Source organism: Humibacter sp., assembly GCF_035547335.1.
In the GTDB taxonomy this organism is placed as follows: Bacteria; Actinomycetota; Actinomycetes; order Actinomycetales; family Microbacteriaceae; genus Humibacter.
In genome coordinates this window covers 49,716-67,409 of record NZ_DASZVF010000007.1, presented here as the reverse complement: position 1 = coordinate 67,409, position 17,694 = coordinate 49,716, and the positions used below count along the sequence as shown (strand labels likewise).

Sequence of the window (17,694 nt, the reverse complement as noted above, 5' to 3'; positions counted from 1 at the left end):
GCGACACCTGACCCTTGGCAAGCGCGTCTACCTCCGCCTTTGTGTAGCGTCGGTGCGAGCTCGGCGTTAGGCGGACCGGATTGAGGACTCCGTCGTCCTCGAGGCGAAGTCGTGTGGAACGTGAGATGCCGAGCTTGCGCTCCACGTAGGAAGCATCGACTCTTGTCTCATCGTCATCGACTTGTCGTTTTGGCATGTCTCGCACGCTATTGCCATTTTGGCAAGCATGTCAATTGCGACACGCCTTGACGTTTTGGCACGTTGTGGGCAATATTGCAACGTGGCTAAACAAGCTGAAACGGAAACGGATGCGGTTGTCGTCCTGAGCATGGACGAGGCGATCGGGCGGCGAGTGCACCAGCTTCTGTGGGAACGCAAGCTCACCGCAAAGTGGTTGTCCACCAGGCTACGGGTGGATCCCGCGGGCATGAGCCGGCGACTACGCGGAGAACGCGGTTGGTCGTCGGATGAGATCTATATGGCTGCGCAGCTACTCGAGGTGCCGATCGCATACCTCTTCACAGGCCAGAACGACGACGGACCTCTTGCTGGTGGCAGCGCACGAGATTCGAAGGTGGGCCCTGCCGGGATCGAACCGACGACATCCACGGTGTAAACGTGGCGCTCTACCAACTGAGCTAAAGGCCCCTGGCGTGAAGTCTATCCAGACACGGCGGAGGGGATGGGTCGGCCCGGGCAGCGTGCGAGTCAGGCCTGCCGTAGCGAACGGGTCGGGCCGGGCGCAGCGTGCGAGTCAGGCGGCCTTCAGCTCGTCGAGTGCGATGCGGTACGCCTCGAGCGTGCGCGCCTCACCCGGTGCCGTGATGAAGCTCTCGCGGATGATCCCGTCGGTGTCGATGAGGAACGTCGCGCGGTTCGCGAACCCCTTGTCCTCGAGGAAGACGCCGTACTGCTTGGCCGTGTCTCCATGCGGCCAGAAGTCGCTGAGCAGCGTGAATCGGTAGGCCTCGTGCTCGGCCCAGGCGCGAAGGGTGAACTTGGAGTCGACCGAGATGCCGATCAGCTCGACGCCGTCGGCCCGGAAGATCTCGAGATTGTCCCGCAGCTCGCACAGCTCGCCCGTGCAGGTGCCGGAGAACGCGAGCGGAAAGAACACCAGGGCGACCGCGCTCTTTCCGCGATAGTCGCTGAGGCGCACGTGCTCGCCGAACTGGTTCGGCAGTTCGAAATCGGGTGCCTGGGTGTCGTTCTCCAGAGCCACCATTTCTCCTTCCGCGAGGCGAGAGTCGCCGCCATCCGTCGCGCGCGTGCCTGCGGCCGCGCACGGTACGACAGCATAGACCCGCGTACCCGGCACCGATCCGCGGCGGCCCGACAACGTCGCTAGGCTGGCCTACGGCGCGCCGACTGTCGCAACCCGACAGGGTCGGCTGCCGCCCACGATCGATCCACACAAAGAAAGAGGTCGCGGTGACTGTCAACGACCAGGACCCGTATTCGGTGAACTACATCGACTCGGACCCTGAGGAGACCGGCGAATGGCAGGAGTCCCTCGACGCGTTGGTGGCGGCGGAAGGTCGTCAGCGTGCGCGCGAGATCATGCTGAACCTGCTGAAGCGGTCGAAGGAGCTCCACCTCGGCGTGCCGATGGTCCCCACGACGGACTACATCAACACCATCGCGCCGGAGAACGAGCCCCACTTCCCGGGTGACGAAGAGATCGAGCGCCGCTACCGGGCGTGGATCAGATGGAACGCCGCGATTCTCGTCCACCGCGCACAGCGCCCCGGGATCGCCGTCGGCGGTCACATCTCCACCTACGCGTCGAGTGCCGCGCTGTACGAGGTGGGGTTCAACCACTTCTTCCGCGGGCAGGACCACCCGGGCGGAGGCGACCAGATCTTCATCCAGGGGCACGCATCCCCCGGCCCGTACGCCCGCGCGTTCCTCGAGGGTCGCCTTACCGCCGATCAGCTGGACGGCTTCCGGCAGGAGAAGTCGCACGCGCCCAACGGGCTGTCGTCCTACCCGCACCCGCGTCTCATGCCCGAGTTCTGGCAGTTCCCCACGGTGTCGATGGGTCTCGGACCGATCAACGCGATCTACCAGGCGCAGGTCAACAAGTACCTGACCAACCGCGGCATCAAGGATGCCTCGGACCAGCACGTGTGGGCGTTCCTCGGCGACGGCGAGATGGACGAGGTGGAGAGCCGCGGCCAGCTCCAGGTGGCAGCCAACGAAGGGCTCGACAACCTCACGTTCGTGATCAACGCCAACCTCCAGCGCCTGGACGGACCTGTGCGCGGCAACGGCAAGATCATCCAGGAGCTGGAGAGCTTCTTCCGCGGTGCCGGGTGGAACGTGATCAAGGTGATCTGGGGCCGCGAGTGGGACGACCTCCTCAGGCGCGACACCGAGGGCGCCCTGCTCAACATCATGAACACCACGCCGGACGGCGACTACCAGACCTACAAGGCGGAGAGCGGCGCGTACGTGCGCGAGCACTTCTTCGGCAAGGATCCGCGCGCCCTCGAGCTGGTCAAGGACTACAGCGACGAGCAGATCTGGAACCTCAAGCGCGGCGGCCACGACTACCGCAAGGTGTACGCCGCGTTCAAGGCGGCCATGGAGCACAAGGGCCAGCCGACCGTCATCATCGCGAAGACCATCAAGGGCTACGGCCTCGGTCCGCACTTCGAGGGGCGCAACGCGACGCACCAGATGAAGAAGATGACGCTGGACGACCTCAAGAAGTTCCGCGACGCCATGCACATCCCGATCACGGATGACCAGCTCGCCGAGAACCCGTACCTCCCCCCGTACTACAACCCGGGCGAGAACGACGAGGCGATCCAGTACATGCTCGAGCGCCGTCGCGCGCTCGGCGGTTTCCTGCCGGAGCGCAGGTCGAAGTACACGCAGATCCCGCTGCCCGACGAGTCGGCCTATGCCATCTCGAAGAAGGGCTCGGGCACGCAGGAGGTCGCCACGACGATGGCCTTCGTGCGCCTGCTGAAGGATCTGCTGCGTGCGAAGGGATTCGGGCACCGCATCGTCCCGATCATCCCCGACGAGGCGCGCACGTTCGGCATCGACGCGTTCTTCCCGAACGCCAAGATCTACAACCCGAACGGGCAGCACTACACGTCGGTCGACCGCGAGCTCCTGCTCTCCTACAAGGAGAGCCCCCAGGGTCAGATCATCCACGTCGGCATCAACGAGGCCGGCGCGATGGCCGCGTTCACGAACGTGGGAACGTCCTACGCCACGCACGGCGAACCGCTGATCCCCGTCTACGTGTTCTATTCGATGTTCGGCTTCCAGCGCACGGGTGACGCCATGTGGGCGGCGGGCGACCAGATGGCCCGCGGGTTCATCATGGGCGCGACCGCCGGCCGCACGACGCTGACCGGCGAGGGCCTGCAGCACGCGGACGGGCATTCCCACATGCTCGCCGCGACCAACCCCGCCGTCGTCAGCTACGACCCCGCTTACGGATACGAGATCGGCCACATCGTGCGGGCCGGCATCGAGCGGATGTACGGCGGAAACCATCCGGACCCGAACGTCATGTACTACCTGACGGTGTACAACGAGCCCATGGTGCAGCCGGCCGAGCCGGAGAACCTCGACGTCGAAGGAGTCGTTCGCGGTCTGTACAAGCTGCGCAGCGCTGAGGGCGACGGACCGCGGGCGCAGCTCATGGCATCCGGTGTCGCCGTTCCGTGGGCCATCGAGGCCCAGGAGCTGCTCGCGAGCGACTGGGGCGTGCGTGCGGATGTCTGGAGCGTGACGAGCTGGACGGAGCTGCGGCGCGACGGCCTGGCAGCCGACGAGCACAACTTCCTCCACCCGGAGGAGGAGAAGCGCGTTCCGTATGTGACGAGCAAGCTGGCCGGCGCGCAGGGGCCGTTCATCGCGACCACCGACTACATGCACGCGGTGCCCGACCAGATCCGCGCATACGTGCCTGGCGAGTTCGCGACGCTCGGAGCCGACGACTTCGGGTTCTCCGACACCCGCGCCGCCGCCCGCCGCTTCTTCAAGATCGACGGACCCTCGATGGTGGTGCGCACGCTCGAGCTCCTCGCCGCGCGCGGCGAGGTCGATCCGTCGGCGCCCGCGCAGGCGATCGAGCGGTACCGGCTCTTCGACGTCAACGCCGGCACCACGGGAGTCGCCGGCGGGGAGAGCTAAGGCAACCGGGCGTGGCGAAGCCGAGGAGCAAAGAGGAGACACTCGCCTGGCTGCGCAAGATCTCGGGTGAGCTCGCGACGGCGACGCTCAAGCGGCTCGAAGACACGCTGCCCTGGTACAGCGAGATGCCGCCGGGGCGGCGGTCTGCGGTGGGACTCGTCGCACAGGCCGGCATCACGTCGTTCATCTCGTGGTTCGACGACCCGCGGTCCACGCCGTGGATCGCCGCCGACGTGTTCGGCGCGGCTCCCCGCGAGCTGTTGCGCTCCGTGTCGCTGCAGCAGACGCTGCAGCTCATCCGGGTGGTCGTCGAGGTGGTCGAGGACCGGGTCCGCGCCAGCGGCAACGAGGACCTCGGCGAGGCGATCCTGCTGTACTCGCGCGAGATCGCCTTCGCCGCTGCCGACGTCTACGCGCGGGCGGCCGAGGCCAGAGGACTGTGGGATGCCCGCCTCGAGGCGCTCGTCGTCGACTCCATCCTCACGGGCGAATACGACGACGAGCTGCCGAGTAGGATCGCCGCGCTGGGCTGGCACGGTCACGGCGAGGTCAGCGTTCTGGTCGGAACGGCTCCCCAGCAACTCGACGTCGACCAGTTGCGGCGCATCGCGCGGCACATGAGCGCCGATGTGCTGATCGGGGTGCAGGGATCCCGCCTCGTGCTCGTGATCGGGCGCGCGCAGCCGCGGGCGACCGAGCAGGAAGAGGTCGGGCCATCCAACTCGATCGGGTTCATGGAGATCGCGCGGCAGCTCGAGCCAGGGTTCGGACCGGGCCATCTCGTGCTCGGCCATGAGGTGCCAGGGCTGGTGGACGCATCCAAGAGCGCCCGCGCCGCCCTCGCCGGCTTCGCGGTGGCGAAGGGATGGCGCAACTGTCCTCGTCCGGTTCACGCGGACGACCTGCTCCCCGAGCGGGCCTTCGCGGGCGATCCCCTGGCCAGGAGCACCCTCGTCAACCGCATCTACCGGCCGCTGCAGGCGCACTCCCCCGAACTGCTCAACACGCTCTGGAGCTACCTCGACAACGGACGCTCTCTCGAGGCGACGGCACGCGAGCTGTTCGTGCATCCGAACACGGTGCGGTACCGGCTCAAGCGCGTGACGGATGTCATCGGCTGGGATGCGACTGGCGCTCGCGAGGCGCTCATCCTTCAGGCCGCCCTCATCGTCGGTTCCATCAACGAGCCGGACAACGTCACCCGACGCCGCTGAGCACGAGCCGACCGCGGGCCGGCTCTATACGACACCGACAAGGGATTCGGCGTTAGTTCATCGAATATCGACACGGCTCGTCGCGGCACGATCGGCAGACTGGAACGGTGATTGTCGTCGCCTGCCCTGGACAGGGCTCGCAAACCCCCGGTTTCCTCACCCCGTGGCTCGCCGATGACGCATCCCGTGCACTCGTCGAGCGCTACTCCCAGGTGACGGGTGTCGATCTGGTGAAGCACGGGACCGAGTCCGACGCCGAGACCATTCGCGACACCGCGCTGGCCCAGCCGCTCATCGTCGCCGCGAGCCTTCTCGCCTTACGTGCCCTGCGCGAGGCAGCGCCGGATGCCGTCATCGGCGGCATCGCCGGACACTCGGTCGGCGAGGCTGCGGCAGCCGCGGGAGCGGGCATCCTCTCCGACGATGACGCGCTGCGCTTCGTGCGCTCTCGTGCCCTCCTGATGGCACAGGCGGCCGCCGCTGCGTCGACCGGCATGAGCGCCGTGCTCGGTGGCGACCCCGACGCGGTCATCCAGCACATCACCGGCTTCGGCCTCGAGCCCGCCAACTTCAACGGCGGAGGCCAGATCGTGGTGGCGGGCGCGCTCGATGCGCTTTCCAGACTGAGCGAGGAGCCGTTGCGCGGAACCCGTGTCGTGCCGCTTCAGGTGGCGGGCGCCTTCCACACGCACTACATGGAGCCTGCGCGAGACGGACTCGCCGCCGAGGCCACCGGTTTCACCGTGAACGACCCCACGCTCCCCATCTGGACGAACAGCGACGGTTCGCCCGTCGAGTCCGGCGAACGCTTCCTCGACCTCATGGTGCGGCAGGTCGCGGCGCCGGTGCGCTGGGATCTGTGCATGGCATCCTTCGAAGCCGCCGGAATCACCGGGCTCATCGAGCTCACGCCCGGTGGCGCCCTGACTGGACTCGCCAAGCGCGGCCTCAAGGGCGTTCCCGCCGTGGCGATCAAGACACCCGACGACGTTCCTGCGGCGGTCGAACTGCTCGCCGCTACGGCAGAAAGCAATGCCTGACCCCATGAGCACTCCCCGTCTGAACCAGGCCGTCGGGCCTCGGTTCACCCGCATCCTGTCGTTCGGCGCCGCCCGCGGCAGCCTCGTCGTGCCCAACGATGACCTCATCGGACCGATCAATTCGTCCGACGAATGGATCCGTCAGCGCACCGGCATCATCACGCGCACCCGCGCACCGCACGAGGTGCTCGCGGTGGACCTCGCGACGGAGGCCGCCAGCGAGGCCGTGCGCAGGTCTGGCATCGCGCCGGCCGAGATCGACCTCGTGCTGATCGCCACCATCAGCAACATGCAGCAGACGCCGTCGATGTCCGCCGTCGTCGCCGATCGGGTGGGAGCGAACCCCGCAGCCGCATACGACCTCAACGCCGCATGCGCCGGGTACGCCTACGCGATCGCCCAGGCCGACGCGCTCATCCGCGCCGGTGCCGCGCACTACGCGCTCGTCGTCGGCGCCGAGAAGCTGTCCGACGTCGTCGACCCCGCCGACCGCAGCATCTCGTTCCTGCTCGGAGACGGAGCCGGGGCCGCCGTGATCGGCCCGAGCGACGAGCCCGGCATCGGGCCGACTGTCTGGGGATCGGATGGATCCAAGGCGGACACGGTCGGCATGGACCACACGCTCGTGGAGTTCCGCGACGGCGAGGCAGGCTGGCCGACGCTGCGGCAGGACGGGCCATCCGTGTTCCGCTGGGCGGTGTGGGAGATGGCGAAGGTGGCCAGGCAGGCCATCGAGGCGGCAGGCATCACGCCGGACGACCTCGCCGCGTTCGTTCCCCACCAGGCCAACATGCGCATCATCGACGAGTTCGCCAAGCAGCTCAAGCTGCCGGAGAGCGTCGTGATCGCCCGCGACATCGAGACGACGGGAAACACCTCTGCCGCCTCGATCCCACTGGCAGCCCACCGGCTGCTGGAGGAGCATCCGGAGCTGAGCGGCAGGCTCGCACTTCAAATCGGCTTCGGCGCCGGCCTCGTCTTCGGGGCGCAGGTCGTCGTGCTGCCCTGAACAGACGGCCTGCCGCGGCTTCGCCACTCCACAACTGAAGAGAGCCGTGCGCCGGCGTGATCGCTGGCGCACGCACCATCGGACTTAGACTGTTCTGCTGTCACCGAATCCCAAGGAGATACAACCAATGGCACTATCCCGTGAAGAGGTCCTGGCCGGTCTGGCCGAGCTCATCAACGACGAGACCGGCATCGCGACCGACACGGTCGAGCCGGACAAGTCCTTCACCGACGACCTCGACATCGACTCGATCTCGATGATGACGATCGTGGTCAACGCCGAGGACAAGTTCGACGTGAAGATCCCGGACGAAGAGGTGAAGAACCTCAAGACCGTCGGTGACGCCGTCGACTTCATCGTCAACGCACAGGCCTGATCCCACGTCGGCGTGGCGCGTTCTGCCGCGCCGACGTTCTCCGTTGTCCACGAAATACGATGCAGCGCCCTGGCGCGCCTGAAGTTCGGGAAGCACATGAGCAAGAAGATCGTCGTCACGGGCGTCGGTGCGAGCTCGCCGCTGGGCGGTACCGCCGTGGAGAGTTGGAACGCACTGCTGGCAGGCGACTCCGGAACCCACACTCTCGAGCACGAGTGGGTGGAGAAGTACGAGCTGCCGATCACGTTCGCCGCAGAGGCGAAGGTGCGGCCCGAGGAGGTGCTCGAGCGCCCCGTCGCGAAGCGGCTCGACCCGGTGTCGCAGTTCGCCCTCGTCTCCGCGAAGGAAGCGTGGGAGGACGCCGGGGCACCCGAGGTCGATCCCGACCGGCTCGGCGTCGACTACGCGACCGGCATCGGCGGAATGTGGACGCTTCTGAACGCCTGGGACACGCTTCGCGAACGCGGTCCGCGGCGGGTCATGCCGCTGACCGTCCCGATGCTCATGCCGAACGCGCCGTCCGCCGCCGTCTCGATGCACTTCGAGGCGCGCGCGTTCGCCCGCACCGTGGCATCCGCTTGCGCATCCAGCACGGAGTCGATCGCCAACGCCTACGAGCATCTGCAGCTCGGCCTCGCCGACGTCGTGATCGCGGGCGGCTCCGAGTCGGCGGTGCACCCCATCACGATGGCGGCCTTCGCCTCCGCTCAGGCGATGTCGAAGCGGAACGACGATCCCGAGCACGCCTCCCGGCCCTACAGCGTCGACCGTGACGGCTTCGTCATGGGCGAGGGCGCGGCCAGTCTCGTGCTGGAGACCGAGGAGCACGCTCTGGCCCGTGGGGCGCGCATCTACGCAGAGCTCGCCGGCGGAGGCGTGACGGCCGACGCGTATCACATCACCGCGAACGATCCAGAGGGTAAGGGAGCGCGACGGGCGCTGCTCGAGGCGCTGGAGCAGGCGGGCGCGCAGCCCGACGAGGTCACGCACATCAATGCGCACGCCACGAGCACCCCCGTGGGCGACATCGCCGAGTATGTGGCGCTGCGGTCGGTGTTCGGCGACCGGGTCGACTCGATCCCGACGTCGGCCACGAAGGCGTCGACGGGTCACCTGCTGGGTGGCACCGGCGCGCTCGAGGCGGTGTTCACGGTGCTCGCGCTGCGCGACAGGGTCGCGCCGCCCACCATCAACATCACGACGCAGGATCCCGAGATCCCGCTGTCCGTCTCCGGCACCGCTCAGCCGCTCGGTGACGGGCCGCAGCTCGCGGTCTCCAACTCGTTCGGCTTCGGAGGGCACAACGCCGTCGTCGCGTTCCGCAGCCTCGACTGAGCCGTGCGGCTGGCCGCACCCGATGGAGCGTCCGTAGCTTCCCTGTCACGCAAATGCCGGAGAGCCCGATGGCTCTCCGGCATTTGCTTCCCCCCGGAACTGTGGCCTGCCTGGGCCCGTCATGCCCGGGGTCCGGCGGTAGGAGCTCAGCGGTCAGGGCGAAGGGTCGAAATCGTCTTGTCCGCCCCGACAGGCCGGCCCCGAGCGCTCCAGAGCCGGTCAGCCTACCTTGTGCAGCCAGACGACGGGTGCATCGTCGCTCGCGTGCCTGAACGGCTCCAGCTCGTCGTCCCAGGCCTGGCCGAGCGCGAGGCGCAGCTCGCGCTGCAGGTCGAGCGGATTGGGACCGGCCAGCTCCATCGCGTAGCGGATGCGGTCCTCGGGGATCACCGTGTTGCCCGCCGTGTCGGTCTGGGCGTGGAAAATCCCGAGAGCCGGTGTGTGGATCCACCTCCCGCCGTCGGCGCCCAGTCCTGCGTCTTCGGTCACCTCGAAGCGCAGGTGCTGCCAGCCGAGCAAGCCAGACGCGATGCGCGCGGCGCTGCCCCGCTCGCCCTCCCAGAAGAACTCGGTTCTCAGGGCGCCGGGCAGCACGGGCTGGTCCTGCCAGTGGAAGTTGACGGGACGTTCGAGTGCGCGGCCGACCGACCACTCCACGTGGGGGCAGAGCGCACGAGGAGAGGAGTGCACGAATAGCACTCCCCTGGCCTGTATTGACGCCATGGAGTCCTCCGTTCGATGTGGTGCGTCTTCCCCTACGACCACTGAACGGTTCATCCGAGGGCTCGATCGCGTGGACCGTACCCTGCGTCTCGGCGCGGAACGCCGACACGGGCATTATCCCCCGGTGAGCCGCGGAATCACAAGACTGTGATTCGCGCGGCGCGTTCCGTTGACGTAGACGCTCGTGCCGGATATGAATGCCGGGTACGCATTTACGGCTTCCGGGCGGTTCACGCCGCTCGGCCCTTCCGATCTCGTCAGCGCCATCTCGTCAGCGTGATCCCGTCAATGAGGAGTCCCATGTCGGTACGCCAGTGTCTGCTCGCGATCCTGGACCAAGGGCCGTGCTACGGATACCAGTTGCGATCCGAATTCGATCGGCGCACCGGATCGTCGTGGCCCCTGAACGTCGGCCAGGTGTACAGCACGCTCGACCGGCTGGAGCGCGACGGGCAGGTGGTCAAGGGCGGCGCCGACGATCAGGGCCACGTCTTCTACGAGATCACGACTGCGGGCCGCGCAGCCGTGCGCTTGTGGCTGCACTCCACGCTCGAGCCCGCTCCCGCCCGCGACGAGCTGGCCGAGAAGATCGCCCTGGTCACGACTCTCTCCGGAGCGGATGCGAGCCGGATGGTCGATGAGCAGCGTGCCGCAAGCGAGGCGGTGCTCACGGCACTGAAGGCCGCGCAGCGACGCCCGGACGACGCGCTGGATGCCGCCGACCTCGCGGGCATCCTCGCGCGGGACGCCCGAGTGTTCCAGGCCGAGGCGGAGGTGCGCTGGCTCGCGCACGTCGTCGAGACGCTCCGGCGGGCGCCCGAAGCTGCACGCAGGCCGGTTGCGCTGGATGCGACGCCGCCGAAGCGAGGACGCCCGGCACGTTCGGCTGTCGCCGAAGGACCCGACACAACCGTCGCGGTGTGAGTCATCCCGCTGTGCGTGCGGCCCCATCGCTGGGGGCAATTCTGAAAGAGCATTGCAGACCGACCGTGCTCCGCCTATTCTGAAACGGTCTTTCAGAAGGGACGGCGATGCAGGAGAAGAGGGTCACGCTCGACGATCCGCGCGCGGTCGCAGCGCTGGCGCATCCGGTTCGCCTCGATCTGCTCGGGCATCTGATGAGCGACGGACCCGCGACGGCGTCCCAGTGCGCCAGGGCCATCGGCGACAACCCGTCGAACTGCAGTTACCATCTGCGCGTGCTGGCCGGGCTCGGGCTCGTCGAGGACGACCCCTCGCAGGACGGCAGGGAACGGCGCTGGCGCGCGACGATCACCGGATTCACCATCGATCCGAACGCCGGCGGTTCCGACGAGCTCTTCGCCGCATCCGTCCAGGCCGACTACCAGGCCGCACGGCAGTACCTGCGCGACAGGTCACGCCTCGACGACGCGTGGCGCGAAACGGATGTCCATGCGCACTACGGTCTGCGCGTGACACCGGCGGAGCTCTCGCAGATCATCCAGCGCATCGACGACATCGTGCGCCCGTACATCGGCGCGGTGCGTGACGGGGCGCCCGATGACGCCGCGACGGTGAATCTGTCCCTCCTCGCGCTGCCCAAGCCGTCACCCGGTGCCGGATCGTGAACTCCGCGCTGCGCTCCCCCGTCTTCGCGCGCGTGCTGCTGGCGGGTTTCGTGTCCGACAGTGGCGACTGGATGCTGTTCGTCGCCCTCCCGCTCGTGATCTACCGGCTCACGGGTTCCGCACTCGGCACATCGCTCGCGTTCCTCCTCGAACTCGCGCCCGCTGTGCTGCTCGCTCCGGTCGCAGCGAGGCTCATCGTGCGCTTCGATCGCAGGGTGCTGCTCGTTGTCGTCTCGCTCGTGCAGGCGGCCGCCGTCGCACCCCTGCTCGTGGTGCGCAGCGCGGACCAGGTCGGAGTGCTGTACGGCGTGATCGTGCTGCAGGCATCCTGCTCGGCGATCTTCGAGCCGGCCAAGGACTCGTGGCTGCCAGAACTGGTGCCGCCCGACCGGCTCGTGAGCGCGAACGCCCTCGTCGGACTCGCGCAGAACGTCGGGCGACTGGTCGGCGGTCCGCTCGGCGGCGCGCTGTTGGCCTTCGGCCGCCTCGACGTCGTGGTCGCTGCTGACGTGGCGAGCTTCGTGATCGCCGCTGCACTGCTCTGGAGCGCGCCGCGTGACGCGAGGAGCGGGCAGGAGGATGCCGGCGCGTCCGCGCCCATCCGGGGACGAACGGGTGTCCTGCACGCCCTGCGGCAAGCCGGACTGCGGACGACGTTCGCCTCCATCGGGCTCGCCGCGGCGGCGCAGGGACTCTTCCTCGTGCTCTTCGTGCTGTTCGTCACCGATACGCTGCACGGATCGGACGCGGAAGTCGGGCTGCTGCGGGGCATCCAGGCGATCGGATCGATCGCGGCGGGCGCGGCGCTCGGGCTGTTCTCGATCGCGACTCGTCCGCGGCGCCTGGCCGTCATCGGGGCCATCGCGTTCGGCGTGCTCTCGCTCGTGGTGTGGAACCTCCCGGCCGCGACGACGGAGCCGTGGCCGTATGTCGTGCTGTTCGTGCTCGTGGGTGCGCCTGGGCTGCTTCTGGCTACCGGCTACATCAGCGTGATCCAGACGACGGCACACGATCGAGGGTCGGCGTTCGCCGCGTACGGGCTCGTGAACGCGATCGGGCAGGGTTTGGGGCTCGTGGCGGCCGGAGTTCTGCAGCCGGCGTCGGGTCTGCTGCCGCTGCTGGAGATCCAGGGCTGTCTGTATCTGCTCGCCGGCATCGTGATGATCGGCCGACGCGGAAGACGAACGGCAGGATCGCCGCAGCTGGTCGGCGGATCCGAGCGGAACCGGCCGGCGCCTGTCGAAAACGGGGCCCCTCCTTCGACGTCATGACGAGCGCGGATGCGAGCCGAGCGGCTCGAGCGCGATGGGCTGAGGACGTGGGATGAAGTACATGCTGATGCTGCGGGCATCCGGACCGGAGAGCGCTGAGGGTGGCGTGGACGACAGTCTCGCGGGATGGCAATCGGTGGAGCAGTTCGACGAGCGGCTGGCGAAGGCCGGAGTGCTGCTCGCCGGAGAACGGCTGGCGCCGGACGAGGGCGTCGTGGTGGACTGCACGGGAGACGACGACGCCGTCGACTACGGCGAGCACCACATGGGCGACTCGCCGACCGCGGTCTGGATCGTTCAGGTCGCCTCCCGGGAGGAAGCCATGGAGTGGGCAAGGCGCAGCCCGCTGGGTAGGGGACGCATCGAGGTGCACCGCGTGCTGGAGCTGGGCGGAACGGGCTCACCGCCGTACACGACGCCGGTGAGGGGGACGCTGTGGCGGCATCCGGGCGAATGAGCACGGAACGATCGACCGTCGCGCGCGAGATCGAGACGGTGTGGCGGCTGGAGGCCGCCAAGGTCGTCGCCACCCTGGCGAGGATGGTCGGGGATCTCGGCAGAGCCGAGGACCTCGCGCAGGATGCCCTGGTGGAGGCGATGCAGTCGTGGCCGCGCACGGGCATCCCGCGCAATCCCGCCGCCTGGCTCACGTCGGTCGCCAAGCGCAGAGCCATCGACGCGTGGCGTCGCGACGAACGAGCTGCGGAGAAGTACGCGCTCATCGCTGCCGCCGAGAACGGCGTCGACGAGGCGCACGAACCCGACGAGACCCGGATCGACGACGACCTTCTGCGCCTGGTGTTCGTCTGCTGTCATCCCGTGCTGCCGCCGGCCTCCCGGGTGGCGCTTGCGTTGCGGGTGCTGTGCGGACTCTCCACCGAGGAGATCGCGCACGCGTACCTGGTTCCGTCCGCCACGATCGGTCAACGCATCACCAGGGCGAAACGCGCGCTCTCGGCGGCCAACGTGCCGTTCGAGGTGCCCGACCGCACGGAGTTCGACGAGCGCCTGGCATCCGTGCTCGAGGTCGTCTATCTCGTGTTCAACGAGGGGTACGCCGCGACCTTCGGCGACGAATGGATGCGTCCGACGCTCGCGGAGGAGGCCATGCGGCTCGGTCGCGTGCTCGCCGAGCTGGTCCCCGATCATGCAGAGGCGCACGCTCTCGTGGCACTCATGGAGTTGCACGGATCGCGCTTCGCCGCCCGCCGCGCGCCGGACGGCTCGGCCGTGCCGCTCGCCGCCCAGGACCGCATGCGCTGGGACCGCCTTCTCATCGCCCACGGACTGGCGGCGCTCGACCGCGCCGACGCGCTGGGCGGTCAGCGGGGGCCGTACGCGCTGCAGGCCGCGATCGCCGCCTGCCATGCCAGGGCCGCCAGCGCCGACGACACGGACTGGCAGCAGATCGCCGGCCTCTACGACGCGCTCGTCGCCCGGCTGCCGACACCCGTCGTGGAGCTGAACAGGGCCGTTGCCCTGGGTATGGCGTACGGGCCCGACGCAGGACTGGAGGCACTGGAGCCGCTCCAGTCGGACGCCGCACTGGCCGGCTACGCTCTGCTCCCGGCCGTGCGCGGTGACCTGCTGGAACGGCTCGGCCGACGTTCTGAGGCGCGGCAGTCCTTCCTCGCGGCGGCCTCGCTCACGTCCAACGAACGCGAACGCTACGAGCTCCTGCGGCGCGCGACGGACGCGGACCCGCTCGGCTCGGACCCGGCATCCTGATTCGGCACGATCGCTGCCGGCCGTCGATGCGATGTCACCGGCTCTCGATGCGATGCCGCCGGCTCTGACACCCACGGCTTCGGTGACCAGGCACAGGCCCGGCGTGCCGTATTCAGGCATGCCGTATTCAGGCATGCCGTATTCAGGACACGCGCGAGCTCATCGGCGATATGCCTCCGACCGGCCGGTCATCCTGATTTCGGGGCGGGCCTGATCTGTCCGACAGCGCACGTGATGGATGTGGCGCGCGCCGCTGCGGGTCAGCAGGCGTGGCCCAGGAGGTGCGGATCAGAACTCGTGCAGTAGCGACCCGTCCTTCTTGAGCACGTTCTTCTCGCCCGCCTCGATGCGCACGCCGAACCGGTTCTGCCGCGGCGGCATCGGGCAGTTGAACGCGTAGCTGAACGCGCACGGCGGCAGGATGGCGCGGTTGAAGTCCAGGGTGATGCTGCCGTCCGGGTTCGGCGCGACGAACAGGAACCGGCCGACGGAGTAGGTGTCGTCGCCGCTCGTCGCATCCGAGAACACGAGCTGCAGCGCTCGCCCGGCCTTGAACGCGGCGAGGTTGTAATCCATGCCGTCCTTGCTGAACGTGATCTCCCCCGGAATCGCCATCTCACGGGTGGCGCCTTCGTCTTTGAGGTGCTCGAACCCGACCGAGAGCCCCTCAACCGGCGTGAACACCGCCTGGATGACCCATTCCGGGTTGTACGGGAACGCGTCGATCGAGCCGAACTCCCGGATGCCCTCCGACTGCGTGTCCCAGACTCGCAGGGCGTACTCCCCTGCCTCGTTGCCGATTACCGTTCCCGTCACGGTGTCGCTGAAGGCGATCGTGCTCGGGTCATCCGTGTCCTTGCCCCTCACCACGGCCTCGCCGTCGACGACCTCGCCGTCGACGACGACGCCATCGGCAGCGGATGCCGTCACCTTGAGACCCGATTCACTGGCGGGCAGCGGCGACCAGAGTCCGGCGGCACCCCACACGGGCTGGGGCTGCGTCTCGGTGATCCACTGCGTGTTCACCAGCGCGAGGTTGCCGTTCGGTTGCACGACGGAGTACTCCCGCCGCTCACGGAACGTCGCCAGGAGCTCGGCGGGATCTGTCGCGGGCGCTGCTGCGGTGTCGGTCATGCTTCTATCCTCTGCTACTCCATGGCACGGCGGCCGTTCACCGACGGGGTGTCTTTTGGTGAAGAATCGCGCGACGTGACGAGTCGATGATGCCCGCCGTCGCTGTGTCTTCCAACCGATCGGACACCCGGAATATGCCGCGTCTCGACCGGGATCCGTGATCGTCTCGGCGGCACGCTCGTTCGTCCCCCGATCACTTGGCCTGGTCGTAGCTGTCCACGACGGCCACGCTGAGCGGGAACTCGACGGGAAAGTCGCCGAAGAGGAGCCGGCCGGCCTCCGCGGCCGATCGACGGACCGCGTCGGCCGTTTCGTCCGCGACGGACGCCGGAGCGTGGACGACGACCTCGTCGTGCAGGAAGTAGACCACGTGGGGCCTGCGGTCGAACGGCGGTGCAGCGAGCCCCTGCTCCTGGCCCACGATCGACGTGAGTCTGTTGCGCAGCTCCGCCATCCAGCACAGCGCCCACTCCGCGGCTGTGCCCTGCACGATGAAGTTGCGTGTGAACCGCCCCCAGTCGCGAGCACGCGAGCGCGCCCGCCGCTCCTGCTCAGCCGTCGAGGACGGAAGCGACGCCGCGTGCTGTGCGGCGAGCCACTCCTCGGGCGGCGGCGGCGAGGTGCGACCGAGCAGCGTGCTCACGGTTCCCCCGCGTTCACCGGTCGCGGCCGCGTCGGCGACCAGCGCCACGGCGAGCGGGAACGCTCGCGCCAGTCGCGGAAGCACGCGCGCGCCGTCGCCCGTCGTTCCTCCGTACATGGCGGCGAGCATCCCCACCTTCGCGTGCTGCCTCGTGTCGACGATGCCGGATGCCACGAGCCCGTCGTAGAGGTCCCTGCCGCGGCCGGCCGCGGCCATCCGCTCGTCGCGAGCGAGCCCGGCAAGGATGCGCGGCTCCAGCTGGGCTGCGTCGGCCACGACGAGCTTCCAGCCGGGATCCGCGACGACGGCCGCGCGCACTTGCTTGGGCAGCTGCAGCGCGCCGCCGCCGCTGGTCGCCCACCGCCCGGTGACCACACCGCCGGGAACGTAGTCCGGCCGGAACCGGCCATCGCGCACCCAGGTCGCCAGCCACGTCCACCCGTTCGCCGTGTGCAGCCTGGACAGCTTCTTGTACTCCAGCACAGCCGGCATCGCAGGGTGACGCACCTCGCGCAGCTCCCACGCCCGCGCACTCGTCACGTTGATGCCTGCGCGCTGCATCGCCTTGGTGAGCTCGCCAGGCGAATCGGGGTTCAGGGCAGGCGCATCCAGTTCGCGCCGGATCTGCTCGGCCAGTGCTTCCATGCGCTCCGGGCGACCGCCGAACGGATGCCGCGTTCCGAGCGCGCTCGACAGCAGTCGGTCATGGACGTCTTCACGCCACGGGATGCCGGCGTGCCGCATCTCGGACGCCGCCAGCGATCCCGCCGATTCCGCGGCCAGCAGCAGGCGCAGGCGCGACCGCGCCCTGTCGTCCGAGACGGATGCCACGGCATCCAGTTGTGCCCGCAGTTCGTCGAGCTCGTCGGCTTCCACTGCAACCGACGACGGTTCATCGAGCCGGAACAGCTCTGCCTGCCCTGCCGGCTCCTGGACCGGGGTCGCCTCTGCGCCCCAGGCCGGCGCCGCGCCGTGAAGCGGCGTCATCGTCGTCGCCTCGGCGCTCCGCAGGATCGCACCGCAGAGCGCAAGGTCCCAGCAGCGTTCCACGCGCACTCCGTCGGCCAGCAGCGACGGGTACCACGAACGCGAACTGCGCCACGTCCATCGCGGGCGCACGGATGACGCGGTCTCACGCTCGTGCACCCTGCCCGGCCACTCCGTGCGCGAGATCCGCTCGTCACGCAGCGCCGCACCGGCAGCCGTGACCTCGGTCACGAGGACGTCGGAGCTTCCCGGCACCCAGGAGTCGTCGCGAAGGCCGGAACTCACCGGCTCCGGTGTGCCTGGTCGACCGCTCGAGGACCTCCCGGCGGGCGCCGTGTGTCGGACGAGTCGATACACGGCGTCGCTGTCCGGCACGGCGGACTCTGCCATGGCACCTCGATACGGCTTCAGCGGACGAAAGGACACCCGCGGCGGCTCACGGCCAGCGGGTCGAACATCTCTTCGATCCTAGGGACGTCCTCCCTCG

The 17,694-nt window shown here is 68.6% G+C and carries 16 protein-coding genes and 1 tRNA gene; 11 read left to right on the top strand and 6 right to left on the bottom strand.

Features of this window, described 5'->3' with window-relative positions; all coding sequences use genetic code 11:
* From VHB92_RS01815 to VHB92_RS01805, 3 genes are all read right to left on the bottom strand, one after another.
* On the bottom strand, nt 1-196 hold a 196-nt coding region (locus VHB92_RS01815), incomplete at its 3' end, for a hypothetical protein (RefSeq protein WP_325450777.1).
* Between the two features lie 379 nt (nt 197-575).
* Nucleotides 576-648, bottom strand: a tRNA-Val gene (locus VHB92_RS01810).
* Nucleotides 649-754: 106 nt separating this feature from the next.
* Entirely contained in the window at nt 755-1,222 is a 468-nt protein-coding gene (locus tag VHB92_RS01805) for a peroxiredoxin (RefSeq protein ID WP_325450775.1), read from the bottom strand.
* Between the two features lie 209 nt (nt 1,223-1,431).
* Here VHB92_RS01805 and aceE point away from each other — a divergent pair, with 209 nt between their 5' ends.
* From aceE to VHB92_RS01775, 6 genes are all read left to right on the top strand, one after another.
* A complete protein-coding gene (gene aceE, locus VHB92_RS01800; RefSeq protein WP_325450773.1) occupies nt 1,432-4,158 on the top strand; it encodes a pyruvate dehydrogenase (acetyl-transferring), homodimeric type in 2,727 nt (908 codons plus the stop codon).
* An 11-nt stretch (nt 4,159-4,169) separates the two neighbouring features.
* On the top strand, nt 4,170-5,372 hold the full coding sequence (locus tag VHB92_RS01795; RefSeq protein WP_325450771.1) for a helix-turn-helix domain-containing protein: 1,203 nt from the start codon (nt 4,170-4,172) through the stop codon (nt 5,370-5,372).
* A gap of 107 nt (nt 5,373-5,479) precedes the next feature.
* On the top strand, nt 5,480-6,412 hold the full coding sequence (locus tag VHB92_RS01790; RefSeq protein WP_325450769.1) for an ACP S-malonyltransferase: 933 nt from the start codon (nt 5,480-5,482) through the stop codon (nt 6,410-6,412).
* Between the two features lie 4 nt (nt 6,413-6,416).
* Nucleotides 6,417-7,421 (top strand): beta-ketoacyl-ACP synthase III, encoded by a 1,005-nt coding sequence (locus VHB92_RS01785; protein ID WP_325450767.1) that lies wholly within the window; start codon nt 6,417-6,419, stop codon nt 7,419-7,421.
* Nucleotides 7,422-7,548: 127 nt separating this feature from the next.
* Nucleotides 7,549-7,797 (top strand): acyl carrier protein, encoded by a 249-nt coding sequence (locus VHB92_RS01780; protein ID WP_325450765.1) that lies wholly within the window; start codon nt 7,549-7,551, stop codon nt 7,795-7,797.
* Nucleotides 7,798-7,893: 96 nt separating this feature from the next.
* Nucleotides 7,894-9,132 (top strand): beta-ketoacyl-[acyl-carrier-protein] synthase family protein, encoded by a 1,239-nt coding sequence (locus VHB92_RS01775; RefSeq protein WP_325450763.1) that lies wholly within the window; start codon nt 7,894-7,896, stop codon nt 9,130-9,132.
* Nucleotides 9,133-9,351: 219 nt separating this feature from the next.
* On the opposite strand, the gene VHB92_RS01770 is transcribed toward VHB92_RS01775, so the two are convergent.
* Nucleotides 9,352-9,855 carry a DUF3145 domain-containing protein gene (locus VHB92_RS01770; RefSeq protein ID WP_325450761.1) on the bottom strand — a complete coding sequence of 168 codons (504 nt, stop codon included), beginning with the start codon at nt 9,853-9,855 and terminating at the stop codon, nt 9,352-9,354.
* A gap of 300 nt (nt 9,856-10,155) precedes the next feature.
* Here VHB92_RS01770 and VHB92_RS01765 point away from each other — a divergent pair, with 300 nt between their 5' ends.
* The 5 genes from VHB92_RS01765 to VHB92_RS01745 all read left to right on the top strand — a co-directional run bounded on the left by VHB92_RS01765 (nt 10,156) and on the right by VHB92_RS01745 (nt 14,443).
* The gene (locus VHB92_RS01765; RefSeq protein ID WP_325450759.1) at nt 10,156-10,779 is read left to right on the top strand and encodes a PadR family transcriptional regulator; all 624 of its coding nucleotides are present in this window, start codon (nt 10,156-10,158) and stop codon (nt 10,777-10,779) included.
* Between the two features lie 107 nt (nt 10,780-10,886).
* Entirely contained in the window at nt 10,887-11,444 is a 558-nt protein-coding gene (locus VHB92_RS01760; protein WP_325450757.1) for a helix-turn-helix domain-containing protein, read from the top strand.
* A complete protein-coding gene (locus VHB92_RS01755) occupies nt 11,441-12,715 on the top strand; it encodes an MFS transporter (RefSeq protein ID WP_325450755.1) in 1,275 nt (424 codons plus the stop codon). The genes VHB92_RS01760 and VHB92_RS01755 overlap by 4 nt, the downstream gene beginning before the upstream one ends.
* A 52-nt stretch (nt 12,716-12,767) precedes the next feature.
* A complete protein-coding gene (locus tag VHB92_RS01750) occupies nt 12,768-13,172 on the top strand; it encodes a YciI family protein (RefSeq protein ID WP_325450754.1) in 405 nt (134 codons plus the stop codon).
* Nucleotides 13,169-14,443: an RNA polymerase sigma factor gene (locus tag VHB92_RS01745; RefSeq protein WP_325450752.1), complete on the top strand. Its 1,275-nt coding sequence runs from the start codon at nt 13,169-13,171 to the stop codon at nt 14,441-14,443. Before VHB92_RS01750 ends, VHB92_RS01745 begins: the two co-directional genes overlap by 4 nt.
* Before the next feature lie 288 nt (nt 14,444-14,731).
* Here VHB92_RS01745 and VHB92_RS01740 read toward each other — a convergent pair whose 3' ends face one another.
* Nucleotides 14,732-15,577 (bottom strand): DUF1684 domain-containing protein, encoded by an 846-nt coding sequence (locus tag VHB92_RS01740; RefSeq protein ID WP_325450750.1) that lies wholly within the window; start codon nt 15,575-15,577, stop codon nt 14,732-14,734.
* Between the two features lie 193 nt (nt 15,578-15,770).
* The gene (locus tag VHB92_RS01735; RefSeq protein WP_325450748.1) at nt 15,771-17,492 is read right to left on the bottom strand and encodes a bifunctional 3'-5' exonuclease/DNA polymerase; all 1,722 of its coding nucleotides are present in this window, start codon (nt 17,490-17,492) and stop codon (nt 15,771-15,773) included.
* Nucleotides 17,493-17,694 lie beyond the last annotated feature (202 nt).

Excerpts from the sequence above, each read along its gene's own strand:
- VHB92_RS01785 (WP_325450767.1), top strand. The coding sequence starts at position 6,417 with ATGAGCACTCCCCGTCTGAACCAGGCCGTCGGGCCTCGGTTCACCCGC.
- VHB92_RS01780 (WP_325450765.1), top strand. The coding sequence starts at position 7,549 with ATGGCACTATCCCGTGAAGAGGTCCTGGCCGGTCTGGCCGAGCTCATC.
- VHB92_RS01775 (WP_325450763.1), top strand. The coding sequence starts at position 7,894 with ATGAGCAAGAAGATCGTCGTCACGGGCGTCGGTGCGAGCTCGCCGCTG.
- VHB92_RS01770 (WP_325450761.1), bottom strand. The coding sequence starts at position 9,855 with ATGGCGTCAATACAGGCCAGGGGAGTGCTATTCGTGCACTCCTCTCCT.
- VHB92_RS01765 (WP_325450759.1), top strand. The coding sequence starts at position 10,156 with ATGTCGGTACGCCAGTGTCTGCTCGCGATCCTGGACCAAGGGCCGTGC.
- VHB92_RS01760 (WP_325450757.1), top strand. The coding sequence starts at position 10,887 with ATGCAGGAGAAGAGGGTCACGCTCGACGATCCGCGCGCGGTCGCAGCG.
- VHB92_RS01750 (WP_325450754.1), top strand. The coding sequence starts at position 12,768 with ATGAAGTACATGCTGATGCTGCGGGCATCCGGACCGGAGAGCGCTGAG.
- VHB92_RS01745 (WP_325450752.1), top strand. The coding sequence starts at position 13,169 with ATGAGCACGGAACGATCGACCGTCGCGCGCGAGATCGAGACGGTGTGG.
- VHB92_RS01740 (WP_325450750.1), bottom strand. The coding sequence starts at position 15,577 with ATGACCGACACCGCAGCAGCGCCCGCGACAGATCCCGCCGAGCTCCTG.